This is a genomic window from Streptococcus pasteurianus, from assembly GCF_004843545.1.
Taxonomy (GTDB): Bacteria; Bacillota; Bacilli; order Lactobacillales; family Streptococcaceae; genus Streptococcus; species Streptococcus pasteurianus.
This window is the reverse complement of record NZ_CP039457.1, coordinates 688,167-702,796: the sequence shown is the minus strand read 5'-3', so window position 1 is coordinate 702,796 and position 14,630 is coordinate 688,167. Positions and strand designations below refer to the sequence as shown.

General features: G+C 37.5%; 14 protein-coding genes and 1 riboswitch. Of the genes, 2 read left to right on the top strand and 12 right to left on the bottom strand.

All coding sequences use genetic code 11. The annotated features are described in order from the left end of the window. Positions 1–5: 5 nt before the first annotated feature. Positions 6–515: a QueT transporter family protein gene (locus tag E8M05_RS03820; RefSeq protein WP_003064061.1), complete on the bottom strand. Its 510-nt coding sequence runs from the start codon at positions 513–515 to the stop codon at positions 6–8. Positions 516–518: 3 nt separating this feature from the next. Further along, positions 519–631: riboswitch (PreQ1 riboswitch) on the bottom strand. A gap of 28 nt (positions 632–659) precedes the next feature. Here E8M05_RS03820 and E8M05_RS03815 point away from each other — a divergent pair. Next, complete coding sequence (locus E8M05_RS03815) at positions 660–1,085, top strand: GtrA family protein (protein WP_003064058.1); 426 nt, start codon at positions 660–662, stop codon at positions 1,083–1,085. 14 nt (positions 1,086–1,099) lie between these two features. On the opposite strand, the gene E8M05_RS03810 is transcribed toward E8M05_RS03815, so the two are convergent. The 6 genes from E8M05_RS03810 to metK form a co-directional block, all read right to left on the bottom strand. After that, positions 1,100–2,029, bottom strand: a complete 930-nt coding sequence (locus tag E8M05_RS03810) for a YihY/virulence factor BrkB family protein (protein WP_003064054.1) — start codon at positions 2,027–2,029, stop codon at positions 1,100–1,102. Between the two features lies 1 nt (position 2,030). Next, positions 2,031–2,891 (bottom strand): methionyl aminopeptidase, encoded by an 861-nt coding sequence (locus E8M05_RS03805; protein WP_003064052.1) that lies wholly within the window; start codon positions 2,889–2,891, stop codon positions 2,031–2,033. A 120-nt stretch (positions 2,892–3,011) separates the two neighbouring features. Continuing rightward, positions 3,012–4,295: a CBS-HotDog domain-containing transcription factor SpxR gene (gene spxR, locus E8M05_RS03800; protein WP_003064049.1), complete on the bottom strand. Its 1,284-nt coding sequence runs from the start codon at positions 4,293–4,295 to the stop codon at positions 3,012–3,014. Beyond that, positions 4,288–4,842 (bottom strand): GNAT family N-acetyltransferase, encoded by a 555-nt coding sequence (locus tag E8M05_RS03795; protein WP_003064046.1) that lies wholly within the window; start codon positions 4,840–4,842, stop codon positions 4,288–4,290. The genes spxR and E8M05_RS03795 overlap by 8 nt, the downstream gene beginning before the upstream one ends. Before the next feature lie 85 nt (positions 4,843–4,927). Next, positions 4,928–6,187, bottom strand: a complete 1,260-nt coding sequence (locus E8M05_RS03790; protein WP_003064043.1) for a UDP-N-acetylglucosamine 1-carboxyvinyltransferase — start codon at positions 6,185–6,187, stop codon at positions 4,928–4,930. Between the two features lie 785 nt (positions 6,188–6,972). Next, positions 6,973–8,163: a methionine adenosyltransferase gene (metK, locus tag E8M05_RS03775; RefSeq protein ID WP_058692808.1), complete on the bottom strand. Its 1,191-nt coding sequence runs from the start codon at positions 8,161–8,163 to the stop codon at positions 6,973–6,975. Positions 8,164–8,762: 599 nt separating this feature from the next. On the opposite strand from metK, the gene birA reads away from it, so the two are divergent. Further along, positions 8,763–9,695, top strand: coding sequence for a bifunctional biotin--[acetyl-CoA-carboxylase] ligase/biotin operon repressor BirA (birA, locus tag E8M05_RS03770; RefSeq protein ID WP_058692807.1), 933 nt, complete (start codon positions 8,763–8,765; stop codon positions 9,693–9,695). Here birA and E8M05_RS03765 read toward each other — a convergent pair. The 5 genes from E8M05_RS03765 to leuC form a co-directional block, all read right to left on the bottom strand. Next, a complete protein-coding gene (locus E8M05_RS03765) occupies positions 9,676–9,870 on the bottom strand; it encodes a DUF3272 family protein (protein ID WP_043881188.1) in 195 nt (64 codons plus the stop codon). The genes birA and E8M05_RS03765 overlap by 20 nt on opposite strands. 402 nt (positions 9,871–10,272) lie before the next feature. Beyond that, a complete protein-coding gene (gene dnaX, locus E8M05_RS03760) occupies positions 10,273–11,952 on the bottom strand; it encodes a DNA polymerase III subunit gamma/tau (protein ID WP_058692806.1) in 1,680 nt (559 codons plus the stop codon). Next, positions 11,952–12,449: a GAF domain-containing protein gene (locus tag E8M05_RS03755; RefSeq protein ID WP_041973936.1), complete on the bottom strand. Its 498-nt coding sequence runs from the start codon at positions 12,447–12,449 to the stop codon at positions 11,952–11,954. Before E8M05_RS03755 ends, dnaX begins: the two co-directional genes overlap by 1 nt. 151 nt (positions 12,450–12,600) lie before the next feature. Further along, positions 12,601–13,191 (bottom strand): 3-isopropylmalate dehydratase small subunit, encoded by a 591-nt coding sequence (gene leuD / locus E8M05_RS03750; protein ID WP_003064027.1) that lies wholly within the window; start codon positions 13,189–13,191, stop codon positions 12,601–12,603. 12 nt (positions 13,192–13,203) lie between these two features. Further along, positions 13,204–14,592, bottom strand: coding sequence for a 3-isopropylmalate dehydratase large subunit (leuC, locus tag E8M05_RS03745; protein ID WP_041973929.1), 1,389 nt, complete (start codon positions 14,590–14,592; stop codon positions 13,204–13,206). Positions 14,593–14,630: the final 38 nt, after the last annotated feature.

Here is a 14,630-nt window from a genome sequence, read left to right as displayed (position 1 = left end):
ATCTATCATACGGTTAAATCAATACGTTTTCCAAGTTTGTCCATGATAATAGCACCAATCAATAGCGAAGCAAGTTCGCCTACTGCTGATGTAAACCAAGTCATCAAAAATGGTGAACCACCAACATAATATAATTCTAGCGCAATAGTAAACATTGAAGCCGAAAACAATAATGAAAAGTAAAAGAATGCTTTGTTAAATAAGCCGTTAAATAAATATTGCTCCTTATAACGGTCAAATAAAACAACACCTAATGTTAGAAAAACAAACGTTTGGCTACCACCAACAAAGACATCAATTAAACCAAAGCTGTACAAATTGGCAATCATACAACCAAGCGTCAGCCCAACAATATACTTACGATTATAAAATGCCATAAACGCTAACATTTCCGAAACACGGAACTGATAAGCACCATAAGAAATGGCATTTAAAGGCGGTGTGACTGTCAACACAATATAAAGTGCAGCAACAAGCGCTACTTGCGCAAAATCACGAATAGTAAAATGTTTCATAAAAATTCTTTCTCCTTTAACGTTAAAGAGCAACAACTCTTCACGTCTATAATATGCTTGACGAAAGGGAACTAAGCGTCAAGGGTTGTTTACACAACGCTTAAAAGTATAGCACAAATTGTTAAAATTTGGTATAGTAGTTCTATGAAAAAGTTATTATCTAGTGAAGTTTTTAAATACTTATTTTTCGGTGTTCTTGCCACACTCGTTTACATGGGAACACGCTTAGTCATTTTTGCCCTAACGCAATCGGCAACGACTTCCGCAGTTATCGCTAACGTCATTGCTATCGTGTTTGCCTTCTTTACAAACGACTACTTCGTCTTTAATCAAGTTCGAACAGGATGGTTTAACCGTTTTGTCAAATTTTTTGTAGCGCGTCTATCAACACTTGTCCTAGACTTGATTTTAGCCTACCTTTTAGTCACAAAATTCCCTCACATTATCGGACAATTTGTCAATGATAATATTTCATTAGTCAACATGATTGAGACTGTTTTCTCACAAGTCCTTATTATCATTTTAAACTATGTGTTTAGTAAATTACTAATTTTTAAAGATAAAAAATAACACCCCCACAGGTGTTATTTTTTATCTTTATCTTGTTTGCGGTGTGTTAAGATGGAAAGAATATCGCCACGTCTGCTTTCCATTTTTCCTTGGCGCAATTCTTGATAGGTTGCATTAAAAATAGCTCCCAAAATCAAAATATGCGCTAAGAAAATAAACCATAACATCAAAACAAAAATCACAACCGAACCAAACGTTTTAATGTCAACCATGCGTTCAAAGGTTCTCAAAATATAATTGCTAAACAAATTATTCAAGAACACAATGACGAAAGAAGTGAAAATTGTTCCTGGTAAAATATAACGAAAACGTCTGATTTTGACATTTGGTAGAATGAAATACAATAACATCAACCCAAATACAATCGTCAAAACAGTTACCGGCTGGGATAAATTCAGAACGACTGTTGCAACCGTATCACTCAAATCATAGTGAGTACTGATAATTTGCAAAGCAGCCTTTGAAAAAGTAGAAAAGATTAACACAAACGTCAGTAGGAAAAGAATGAGCAAGCTTGCCAAAACCCCAATCAAACGCCCAATCACAAAATCTCTGTGTTGTGAAACGCCATAAGCTTTGTTAATAGCTTTTTGTAGAGAGGTCAGCGATTTAGACATTGTCCAGAAAGCCGTTAAAGTCGCAACTCCCAAAATACTACCAGAAGGTTTTGAAAAAATATCTGTCGTAATTGCCGAAACAGAAGGGTAAAGATTGGTCGGTAAATTTTTTTCCATGAAAGACAATAACACTGAAATATCAATGTTAAGATAAGGAAAAATATTTGCCGCAATCACAATCAATGGGAATGCTGTCAGCAATAAATAATAAGCGACAGCAATCGCTGATAGATCAATCTCTGCACTTTGGTAATGTTTTAAATAAACCTGTAGCGGTTGCCACTTTAATCTAGACACTAGTTTGTCTATAAGCTGCTTACGATTCATCCTAGTAAGTTCTTTCTTCTCCTTGACTTGTTAAAATAACAGGTCCATCTTTAGTGATAACAAATTGATGTTCGTATTGGCATGACAAACCGCCGTCAAGTGTCTTATGAGCCCAACCAGTTTTCATATCCGTATCAATTTCCCAAGTTCCTGTATTAATCATTGGCTCGATAGTCAACACCATACCTTCACGCAAACGAAGACCACGACCTGCTTTACCATAGTGTGGTACCATTGGTTCTTCATGCATTGTTGGACCAACACCATGTCCTACTAAATCACGAACAACACCATATCCACGGCTTTCAGCGTATTCTTGAATAGCTGCACCAATGTCACCGATACGGTTACCAACAACAGCTTTTTCAATTCCGATATAAAGGCATTCTTTGGTAACATCCATCAGATTTTTGACTTCGTCAGACACCTCACCAACAGCATATGCCCAGCATGAGTCTGCCAATCCACCAGAGTATGATTCAGTATATTTTTTAACTTGTGCAACATTGTCAAAGTTTAATTTTGAAACGTCAACAACTGATTTATCCAGCGGTTCACTCAAAACCATATCAACCTTAAGCAAATCTCCTTCTTTTAAAATGTAATGGCGAGGAAAAGCGTGTGCTACTTCGTCATTAAGTCCGCAACATGTGGCATAAGGATAGTCCATGATAGAACCATCAACCCCAATTTGGAGTGGAAGAACATTTGCTTCTTTACAGCGACGACGCACGTACTCTTCGACTTCCCACATATCAAGACCTGGTTTAATCAATTCACGTAAACCAATGTGAATTGAAGCTAGAAAATCTCCAGCGCGGTCCATTGCTTCAATTTCACGAGCCGATTTTAATGTAATCATATCAATAATGTACTCCTATTAGTAATCTCTAAAAATGCATCAATAACACTAATTATACACTTATAGTCACCAAACTGTCAAAAATGGAATGATTTTGTCATTTAAGTTAACCACTATGTATTAGTTAATTTTCGTCGTTACCAAGGCTTTAGCAACAATTTGATCCTCTAAAAGAATTTCAAAGTCAATCACCGAACTACGACGTTTTTCAGTAATGACACGGGGATGAATCACCAAACAATCGTCAATCTGAACTGCTTGTACAAAATAAAGCATCAGTTGTTCAATGATGATATTTTTTTGATGTTTTTTGGTCAAAACACGAACGCTAATGTCCTTGATAAATTCTGTCAAGACACCTTGGGCAAAATTACCAGCATTATCAATCATCGTAGGTTCAACCACAAATTTATAAACACCATCTTCGTATTGCAAATTTGATAAAATCTGGTCGCTATATGTATAAAGGTTAGAATGTTGTAAATTTGGTAGATTTTCAACCGCCTGGCGGCGTGTAATAACTCCTAGCAAGGTCAAATCCTCTGCTACAACAGGAAGCATATTCAAATCTTCAAAAATCATTTTCTGACTGATGTTAGCAAGACTGGCTTGCGGTTTTGCCACAATCAGATTACGCGACATGATACTCTTGATATCAATATGATTTTCCTTGCCAACAACATCTAGCATACTAACAACGCCAACAACCACATTTTTACTATTTACAACAGGGAAACGCACATTTGCCGTTTGTTTAATCATCGCATTAAATTCACGAATCGTAGCACCTTCCTGCAAAAAGCCATAGTCTTCCTTGGTCTGATAGACTTGCTCAACAGTCGTCAAATCTGTTTTAATCCGAATATTGGAGAGAGCATGGTTGATCATCGTCGCCACGGTAAAGGTATCATAGTGCGTAACCATGACAGGTATTCCGAGCTCGTCGGCGACACGAATCACCTCACTAGAAACAGGAAATCCACCCGTTACCAGAATAGCATTGTGTTTTTCAAGCGCCAACAGTTGAATTTTTTCACGGTCTCCGACAATCAAAAGCCCACCTTTAACAAGGTAACGTAAAATATTTTCTTGAGTCATCGCACCAATTGAAAACTTGCTAAATTCACGACTAAGCCCAGCCTTACCTGCCAGAACCTCAGAGTCACTAATGCGAGCAATTTCCGAATAGGTCAAACGCTCAATACGAACAGCTGGCTTCTTCTCAATACGAACCGTACCACTACGCGGTCGGGTTTCAACAATACCACGGTTTTCGGCTTCCTTAATCGCACGATAAGCTGTACCGTCGCTCACTTTTAAGTGATTTGAAATGCTTCGCACACTCACGCGCTTTCCAACTGGAAGATTCTCCAAATACTCTAAAATTTTCTGATGTTTACTCATAACGATAATCACCTTTACTAATTTGATAATCAACGTAATCTCGCATTTTACGTGTATAACGGTCACTTCCTTTGAAGCGTTGTTTCAATTTGAAACCTGATTTTTGCGCAACACGTTGACTAGCCAAATTTTCTCCATGAACAATAACATGTAATTCTTTAAAGCCAAATTCCTGAAAGCTTAAAAAACATAAGTTTTTCAAGCTTTCTGTCATCAAGCCTTGTCCCCAAAACTGTTGATTCAAAAAATAACCAATTTCTGCAGATGACCGATTCAAATCTATCTTCTCAAATCGAATACAGCCAATCATTTTATGAGATTTTTTATCTTCAATAGCCCAAACCCCAAGTGGCTCTTTCATGAAATAATGGACCATTAGATAATCACTTTCATGGTGACTAGCTTGACTTGGAAAAATAAAACGAAGATTATCAGGATTGCTACAAATCTCAAAAAAGTCCTGACTATCCTTATAGGTAAAAGGGCGTAAATACATGCGTTCTGTCTCAAAAAACGCATAACATCCTAAACGTGTCCAAATATCCATATCCCTATTATATCACAATAGGTTCTCATTTTGTCTCTGACTATCTGACCACCTATTACCAAAAAAGAAGCCCTTGGGCTTCCTCTTAATCTTCAATTAATTTAATATCAGCGCCTAGGGCTGTTAATTTTTCAATGATATTTGAATAACCGCGCAAAATAAATTCAACGTTGGTAATTTCCGTTTGACCTTCTGCCATTAGACCTGCAGTAACAAGCGCTGCACCCGCACGCAAATCAGAGGCCTTAACAGGAGCTCCTGTTAATTTATTTGGTCCTTGGTAAGCAATGCGACCACCAACAATAGAAATATCAGCACCCATTCGTACCAATTCAGCAACGTGATTAGTACGTTTTTCATAAATGGTATCTAGAATAGTACCACGTCCCTCAGCTGTCAACAACAACGGTGTGATTGGTTGTTGCAAATCAGTCGCAAAACCTGGATATGGCGACGTTTTCACTGATACAGCTTTCAATACTGATTGTTTTTCAACAAAGATAGAATCCTCTTCAATCGTCATACGAACACCCATTTCTTCGAGCTTTGCAATATAACTCTCTAAATGTTCATAAAGGACATTGGTAATACGAACCCCTTCACCCATTGTTGCTGCCATGGCAATATAAGTACCAGCTTCAATACGGTCAGGAATGACCTGGTGACGTGTGCCATGAAGGTAATCAACACCTTCAATTGTAATCACATCTGTACCAGCACCACGAATGTGAGCTCCCATATTATTTAACAAAGTAGCCACGTCAATGATTTCTGGCTCACGCGCAGCATTTTCAATAATCGTACGACCATTTGCTTTAGTTGCTGCAAGCATCGTATTAATCGTTGCTCCAACACTAACTGTATCCATATAGATATGTGCACCATGAATAGACTCACCATTTGTCGCCAAACGCATTGCTTCGCCTTCATACGAAATCATAGCTCCCATAGCTTCAAAAGCCTTAAGGTGCAAATCAATAGGACGAGGTCCAAGGTCACAACCACCTGGGAGACCTACTGTAGCTTCACCAAAACGACTTAACAAACTACCATAGAAATAATAAGAAGCACGTAAGCTATTAATCTTACCATAGGGCATTGGTTGGTTTTTAATGCCACGTGGATCAATTTCAAGGGTATCTTCTTCTCTTTTCACCTTGGCGCCCATAATTTCCATGATTTCAATTAAACTATCAACATCGGAAATGGCAGGAACGCCATCTAATATGACAATATCATCTGCCAGAATAGCCGCAGGAATCAAAGCAACTACACTATTCTTTGCACCTGAAATAGTAACCTCACCTTTTAAAGGCTTGCCACCATTAATTACAATTTTACGCATACATTCAAAACTTTCTGCTAGAATTCAACCTTTTCATTTTAACACATATTATTCAAATTGACAAACTGAATGAGCAGATGGTATGTGGTAAATTTTTTTAGATTCGAATATTTAAGTAAAATCACAAAATTTAGCAATATCATCACACCTATATGTGTCAAGTTAAGTTTTTTAATCCCATGCAAAAAAGTTAAAACCTCCTATAACAATTAAAGTTCTATCTGCTCTTTTTCTATCTGCTCTTTTTTAGAGATAAAAATAAAAGGCAACTTTTCCTTACCATAAGGAATAGCAAAATAACCTAAATAATATGGCTAATAGTGCATTTCAAAACATCATCTAAATGACTTATAAGCTTCGTATTTCCTGTAATCAGAGAAGCTAGGGTAGAATAAAGAAACTCTATAATGGATCATTGCCACTTCAATTAAGTAATTATCTTCAGAACATGTTGCTCTAATGTACCACCAAGTATAGCATGTTTCAAAATCACATCTGACATTACTTTTAAATCTTGGTTTACTTCTGAGTATCTTTTTCTCAATTCACCTGTAAAACGTAAGATTTGAAAATTAAACTATTTAATCTCTGTAATTGTTTCGATCATTGTAATCATTCCTCCCTTTTATTGTCGGTGGTTATTCTGATATTATTTCTTCTCAGTTAACCGAACAAAAAACGCGTAATCCACACGAAATTGCAGAACACATTAACAATATATTTATCAATGTTTCACGGAATCTAGAGTTATAACAATAAAAAAAGCTAGTTACAAACCAGCTTTTTTATTTCACTGCTTCTTTCAAAGCTTCTACTTTATCAAGTTTTTCCCATGGAAGATCAATATCAGTACGTCCCATGTGTCCATATGCAGCTGTTTGACGGTAAATTGGACGTCTCAAATCAAGCATTTGAATAATTCCTGCAGGACGAAGGTCAAAGACTTCACGAACAGCAGCTTCCAACTTGCTTTCAGTAATAGTATTAGTACCAAATGTATCCACACGAACCGAGACAGGTTGCGCTACACCAATAGCATATGCCAATTGCACTTCTGCTTTAGTGGCAAAACCAGCAGCAACAATATTTTTAGCAATATAACGCGCAGCATATGAGGCTGAACGGTCCACTTTTGTCGCATCTTTACCAGAGAAAGCACCGCCACCATGACGCGCATAGCCACCATAAGTATCAACAATAATCTTACGACCAGTCAAACCAGAGTCACCTTGAGGTCCTCCGATAACAAAGCGTCCAGTTGGATTAATGAAGAATTTCGTCTTATCATCAAGGTATTTTTCTGGAATAACCGCTTTGATAACTTTTTCAATTACATCTTGACGAATTTGGTCATTTGTCGCTTCTGGGTCATGCTGTGTAGAGATAACAACAGTGTCCACACGAACCGGCTTGTCATTTTCATCATATTCAACAGTTACTTGTGATTTAGCATCTGGACGAAGGTATGAAATCTCACCAGATTTACGTAAATCAGCCAATTTTTTCACCAATTTATGAGAAAGTGAAATTGGTAATGGCATTAATTCAGGTGTTTCATCAATAGCAAAACCAAACATTAACCCTTGATCACCTGCACCAATCAAGTCAAGCGGGTCTTGGTCTACATTTCCGCGAACCTCAAGCGCTTCGTTAACTCCTTGTGCAATATCAGGTGATTGTTCAACCAATGACGGATGAACCCCAACCGATTCAGCAGCAAAACCATATTCAGCATTAGTATAACCAATTTCGGCAATAGTATCGCGAACAATACGATTAATATCAACATAAGCCGTCGTTGAAATTTCACCAAAAACATGAACTGAGCCAGTATATACGGCTGTTTCTGCCGCAACGTGCGCATCAGGATCTTGTTCCAACACAGCATCTAAAATAGCATCTGAAATTTGGTCTGCAATCTTATCTGGATGCCCCTCAGAAACTGATTCAGACGTGAAAAGTTTACGTTCTGACATAAAAATGTCCCCCCATATCATTAATTTTTCATTCTAACACCTCTAAGTATTAGAATGTCGGAAAAAATTTTTTCCTTGAAATATCTGTACAAAAAATATCATCATTTCAGCGAGAGTTATGACGGTCAAAAACTAAAACGATTATTTTTAGTTTTTGACCTAATAAGTCACTTAGGAAACCGCCATAGCGGCTTTCCGTGAAATGACTAGCTACTTTCAGTAGCAGACATTTCTAGTGAGTTACAAAGTACCAATCTACATCTTCTAAAAAGAGATGACGCGGTTAATGGCGGGTTAGTCAAGGCAGCGAAATCGCAGATAATACTGAAGTATATCAAGATGAGCTAACGAAGAATAACACGTTATTAAACCGCCAGATTGTCTTATCGGGACTCATTAACTCACTTATTGTACCACGTTTTACCGCAAATGCCTATAAAAAGTTTATTATTAGGTGATAACTTTTACCTATCTTTACAAAGGTGATATTAGTTTTACCGTGATGACATCTTTGTCACTTCATGTACAATACCTTTATAAATTTAACAATATTGAAGCTTTGTTAGGAATATTTGGAAAAAATATATTATACTAAAGATATGAAAACCTACAAAAAACTTTATGATTATCTCAAGACACAAGACGATTATGTTAGCGGGGAAAAATTGGCGCAAGAATTTGAGCTATCTCGCACAGCTATTTGGAAAGCTATTAAAACCTTGGAAGACAAGGGGGTTCAAATTCATTCGATTAAAAAACGCGGTTATAAAATTATCTCAGGCGATTTACTACTCCCTGAACAAATTGCGACAAATCTTAATATTGCGGTCACTTTGAATGAAAAAAGTGAGTCAACTCAGTTAGATGCTAAAAATAATATCGATACTGATAAACAGTCGCACCTTTACCTAGCTCCAAATCAAGAAATGGCTAAGGGACGCTTTGGCAGACGTTTTTTTGCCTCAAAACAAGGTGGCATCTATATGTCTCTTCACCTAAAACCAAACGTTCCTTTCGAACAAGTTAAACCCTATACGCTCATGGTTGCATCTAGTATTGTCAAAGCCATTTCTCGTCTGACAGGTATTGAAACCGAAATAAAATGGGTCAACGATATCTACCTAAATGGCAAAAAAATCGCGGGCATTTTAACCGAGGCGATTTCATCTGTTGAAACTGGCTTGATCACTGATGTGATTATTGGTGTCGGACTTAATTTTCATATCACAGATTTCCCAGACGATATTGCACAAAAAGCTGGAACCCTTTTTAGCGAGCAACCAACTATCACACGCAATCAATTAATCACTGAAATTTGGAAGCTTTTCTTCACAATTCCTCAAAAAGATTTGGTAAAAGTTTATAAAGAAAAATCACTTGTTTTAAACAAACAAGTGACCTTTATCGAAAATGATATTCTCTTTTCAGGTGTAGCTGAAGAAATCACAGACCATGGACATCTTCTTGTTAAACTTGACAATGGTCAAGAAAAATTATTACGTAGTGGTGAAATCAGTCTTTCTTCTTGGTAGTTGAACTCAACGTGTGAATGAATTTGTCAACCTTATAGGTACGCTGGAGATCACGAAAAAGCAAAATTCCCCAAAAGAAAGCAAATAAATAATCACCTTCAAATAAACATTCATTAAAAAAGTATGTTTCAAAAGCGCACATCAGCGCCACAAATATAAAACGGCTTTTAGTCATATTTCTATTATAACATATCTTCATTATTTTGACAGATTTCACAGAATCTGTTGTGTAAAAAGGAGTGGGACAAAATGCTCAGCTTCTTTGTTTATTATAGTTATTATTTACAAGGCGCAGTAGTTGAGTGGGGATAATAAGCTGATAAATCAGCTTATTATCCCCTTTTTGATGTCAAGCTGCACTTGACTCCATTTCCCACCTCGAAAGCTTCCCCAAATCTTCCGAGCCATGTATAGGTTGGTTATAAAGGTTTGGGGAAGCCTTTATAATCGGGAAATAAAACTCACAAAATGGTCTGGGACAGACCGCTTTAGGTCAGAAACAAGAAATTAAGACTTATTGAGAAATCAAATGTCTTCGAAACTACTAATTCACTTTTTTATTTATCTCACTCCCTTCTTAATCCTCAATCTTATTAATTTTATCTGCTAGGAAACCAAAGCCTTCTGGAATGAAATTTTCTTCTTGCACTTCTCCCTGTGCTGGCTCTTTGCGTTGTTTTTTCAAATTTTGAGCAAATTCTGTTCGGATACTGTTGAAGTCTTTACGTGGAACAGCCAAAATATTTGGTGAAAAACCTGCTGCCTTGCTCATGATGTTGCCAAACATATCGTTAAGGTCAGTTCGTTTCATAGCTTGTTCCGCATTAAAAGCTGCATCAAAAGCTAAAATAGCATTTTCACTATTGGCAAGAACTGGCTCCGAACCTAGCAAAAGCGCGCGGTCTTGGGCAGAAATACTGTCCAAAATCTCATTCCACGCTCCTTTAAGAGCTTCTAGATATTCCCTTGATTTCTGACTATCAACAATCGTTTCTTCCATGATGGTCAAAATCTTCACGCGGTCCACTTTAAACTTAAAGCCAGTAACTGATTTTTTGCGGCTTACCGTTTTTTGAGAAATAGCTGAGCTATCAATCTTAGAAAATTCTTCTTTCAAGTCTTTGATTTCATTCTTGAGCTTTGCTAATTCATCTGACAATCCGTCTGGAACTTGTGCTGTCGAAATTTCTTTTCCTGCTTCTGATAATTGAATCGTTAACATTTCAGCATAAATTTTTGGCTGAACACCATTTTTGATTTCAGGCAAAGCTTTCGTCACCAAATCAATCATTGTAAAAATACGATTTTGTTCAGCAGTTGCTAAATTCTCTTGGAATTTTTGACTTGTGTGTGTATTTTCACCACCAGTTTGAACAACCAATAAATCACGTAAGTAATTTAACAAATCCGTCGCAAATCGACTCATGCTCTTTCCGCTATCAAAAATAGTTTCCAAATTTGCCAAAGCTTGACTAGTTTGATTTGCCAAAACATTTGCCACAAAATCATCTAAGGCTATCATTGAAATGCTACCTGTGATTTCTTCTGCGATAGCAAGCGACACATGATTATCAGGTGTTAAACTAAGCGCTTGGTCAAGAATCGAAAGCGCATCACGCATTCCACCCTCAGCACAATGCGCAATCAAGGTCAAGGCATCTTCTTCATAGCTAATTTCTTCTTTGTCAAGAATATTAGCCAAATGTTCACGAATAGCTGCTAATTTAATCGCTTTAAATTCAAATCGTTGCACACGTGATAAAATCGTTGCTGGAATTTTATGCAATTCTGTTGTTGCTAAAATGAAAACAACATTTTCTGTTGGTTCTTCCAACGTTTTCAAAAGAGCATTAAAGGCACCTGTCGATAACATATGCACTTCATCAATGATGTAAACTTTATAAGTTGCACGACTTGGTGCGTAGGTTGATTTATCACGAATTTCACGAATTTCATCAACACCATTATTTGATGCAGCATCGATTTCAATGACATCTTCAAGGCTGCCATTTGTAATATCACGACAAATATCGCAATGATTACATGGCTCGCCATTGACTTGATTAGGGCAGTTCATCGCCTTAGCAAAAATTTTAGCAGCACTTGTTTTCCCTGTTCCACGAGGACCAGAAAACAGATAAGCATGGCTAATTTTTCCTGAAGAGACTGCTTGTTTTAAAGTTGATGAAATGACCGTTTGCCCAACCATTTCATCAAAAGTTTGGCTACGATATTTTCGATAAAGTGCTTGATACATTATTTTTCAACTCCAAACATATCCAAATTCCAATATGATTTTTCCAAAAGTACGGCAACAAATTTTTCAAGATACTCTTGGTCAATCGCATCATAATCATCCGTTAAATGTGAGTCCAAATCCAAAACCCCCACTAATTGGTTATTTTTAACCATAGGGACAACGATTTCACTCATGGCTGCTGAATCACAAGAAATATAATTAGCATGTTTTGTCACATCTGCCACAATTATCGTTTCTTGATTAGCTGCTGCTTCGCCACAAACACCTTTTCCAAGTGCAATGTGAACGCACGATACCCCGCCTTGAAAAGGACCCAAAAGTAATTCCTGACCATCAAATAAATAAAAGCCTGTAAAAACAGAATTTGGTAAAGTCATCTTTAACAGAGCGCTAGCATTTGAAAGATTTGATAGCAGATTTTTTTCGTTAGCAAATAGCGCTTTCGCCTGTGCTAACATGATTTGATAATTCTTTATTTTCTTTGTGTTTTCCATAAGGTTTATTATATCAAAAAATAAGCCTGCCGTCATATTTTGCTTAGAGTAAACAAACACCACAAAAAAGTCTGAAATAATCATATTTCAGACTTTTTCTATATTTTATTGAATGACTACAACTGTTATTTTGCCTACTACTTTTTTTAAATTATTGCCAATAACTTGGACGATTTTTTTCGTAGGCAGCTATCAAATTTTCATATTGAAGCGTGATGCCAATATCATCAAGTCCAAGGACAAGTTTACGCTTCCATTCGCCATCAATTTCAAATGGAAATTCTCCCGCAGCTGACTTGATGACTTGGTTTGGTAAATCAATCATAATTTCTTCACCAGCTGGTAGCGCCGCTAATTTCTGACGGACTTCCAAAGGTTGAACAATTGGAAGCATCCCATTTTTCAATTCATTATTGTAGTGAATATCAGAAAATGAGCCTGCAATCACACAACGAAAGCCATAATCTTCCAAAGCCCAAGCAGCGTGTTCACGTGATGACCCTGAACCAAAGTTATCCCCTGAAATCAGAATCGTTGCATCACGATATTCAGGTTTGTTAAAGATAAAATCTGGATTTTCATCGTAATTATCATTGAGATAGCGCCATTCAAACAGCAAATTTTTACCAAAACCTTTTTTATCAACAGCCTTCAAGAACTGTTTTGGAATAAGCTGGTCAGTATCAATATTATCATTCATCAAAGGGACAGATTTCCCTGTGTAAACAGTAAATTTTTCCATTATCTCTCTCCTTTACTGAACTTCTGACAGTTGGCGAACATCGATGAATTTACCAGCAATTGCTGCCGCTGCCGCCATAGCTGGGCTACAAAGATGTGTACGCGCTCCAAAACCTTGACGCCCTTCAAAGTTACGATTACTTGTTGAGGCACAATGAACACCTTCTGGCACATGATCTGGGTTCATTCCAAGACACATTGAACAACCAGGCTCACGCCATTCAAAACCAGCATCCATGAAAATTTTATCAAGCCCTAGTCGCTCTGCTTCTTTCCTAACAGGACGAGAACCAGGAACAACAATAGCTGTCAGATTCGGTGAAATATGTTTGCCCTTAACAATCTTAGCTGCTAATTCAAGGTCTGATAGACGTGCATTGGTACAAGAACCAATGAAAACGTAACCCAAATCAATATCTTCAGCTTTATCACCAGGCTTAATGTCCATATAATGATAAGCACGTTCATCATTCATGTCTTTGATTTCTGGGAATGGTTTGCCAAATTCAACACCCATTTCAGGGTTTGTCCCCCAAGTCACCATTGGTGCCAATCCTGAAACATCAATGGTAATAACTTTATCATATTCGGCATCAGGGTCAGAAACCAATGTTTTCCAATCTTCGACCGCTTGCTCGAATTTATCACCTTTAGGCGCCGCTTCACGACTTTTAACGTAATCAAAGGTCTTTTGGTCTGGATTCATCAAGCCCATTTTTGCCCCAAATTCAATCGACATGTTTGCAATGGTCATGCGTTCGTCCATTGAGAGAGCATCAATGGCTTCACCACAATACTCAACCGCATAGCCTACACCAGCATCAACACCATATTGAGCAATCAAAGCAAGGATAAAGTCTTTTGAATAAACACCTTTTTGTGGTTTGCCGACAAATTCAACTTTCATTTTCTTCGGTTTTACTTGCCAAATGCACTGTGTTGCAAAAACGTGCTCCACTTCGGATGTTCCGATACCAAAGGCAATTGCTCCAAAAGCACCGTGAGTTGCCGTATGGCTGTCCCCGCAGACAACAAATTTACCAGGTTGACTACGTCCTGTTTCTGGACCTACCATATGAACAATCCCTTGGCGTTCTGTTCCATGCGTTGCCGCATCAATGCCAAAGTCTTTAACATTTCGAGCAAGGGTATCAATTTGATTTTTTGACACCAAGTCACGAATATTGAAAATATCTACCGTTGGAACATTGTGGTCAGTCGTTCCAAACGTTAAATCTGGACGACGTACTTTACGACCCGCATCTCTAAGTCCTTGGAATGCCTGCGGACTTGTTACTTCATGAATATAGTGCTGGTCAACATACATAAGTTGTGGTTCGCCTTCTTCACCAGTAACCACATGGCGTTCCCAAAGCTTATCAAAAATCGATTTTCCGCTCATTTCATCCTCCAAATTCTTCTCACTATTTCATTTTCTAG

What these genes read in the sequence shown, in the direction of transcription:
- E8M05_RS03820 (WP_003064061.1), bottom strand. Translation starts at nt 515, where the DNA reads ATGAAACATTTTACTATTCGTGATTTTGCGCAAGTAGCGCTTGTTGCT.
- E8M05_RS03815 (WP_003064058.1), top strand. Translation starts at nt 660, where the DNA reads ATGAAAAAGTTATTATCTAGTGAAGTTTTTAAATACTTATTTTTCGGT.
- E8M05_RS03810 (WP_003064054.1), bottom strand. Translation starts at nt 2,029, where the DNA reads ATGAATCGTAAGCAGCTTATAGACAAACTAGTGTCTAGATTAAAGTGG.
- E8M05_RS03805 (WP_003064052.1), bottom strand. Translation starts at nt 2,891, where the DNA reads ATGATTACATTAAAATCGGCTCGTGAAATTGAAGCAATGGACCGCGCT.
- spxR (WP_003064049.1), bottom strand. Translation starts at nt 4,295, where the DNA reads ATGAGTAAACATCAGAAAATTTTAGAGTATTTGGAGAATCTTCCAGTT.
- E8M05_RS03795 (WP_003064046.1), bottom strand. Translation starts at nt 4,842, where the DNA reads ATGGATATTTGGACACGTTTAGGATGTTATGCGTTTTTTGAGACAGAA.
- E8M05_RS03790 (WP_003064043.1), bottom strand. Translation starts at nt 6,187, where the DNA reads ATGCGTAAAATTGTAATTAATGGTGGCAAGCCTTTAAAAGGTGAGGTT.
- metK (WP_058692808.1), bottom strand. Translation starts at nt 8,163, where the DNA reads ATGTCAGAACGTAAACTTTTCACGTCTGAATCAGTTTCTGAGGGGCAT.
- birA (WP_058692807.1), top strand. Translation starts at nt 8,763, where the DNA reads ATGAAAACCTACAAAAAACTTTATGATTATCTCAAGACACAAGACGAT.
- E8M05_RS03765 (WP_043881188.1), bottom strand. Translation starts at nt 9,870, where the DNA reads ATGACTAAAAGCCGTTTTATATTTGTGGCGCTGATGTGCGCTTTTGAA.
- dnaX (WP_058692806.1), bottom strand. Translation starts at nt 11,952, where the DNA reads ATGTATCAAGCACTTTATCGAAAATATCGTAGCCAAACTTTTGATGAA.
- E8M05_RS03755 (WP_041973936.1), bottom strand. Translation starts at nt 12,449, where the DNA reads ATGGAAAACACAAAGAAAATAAAGAATTATCAAATCATGTTAGCACAG.
- leuD (WP_003064027.1), bottom strand. Translation starts at nt 13,191, where the DNA reads ATGGAAAAATTTACTGTTTACACAGGGAAATCTGTCCCTTTGATGAAT.
- leuC (WP_041973929.1), bottom strand. Translation starts at nt 14,592, where the DNA reads ATGAGCGGAAAATCGATTTTTGATAAGCTTTGGGAACGCCATGTGGTT.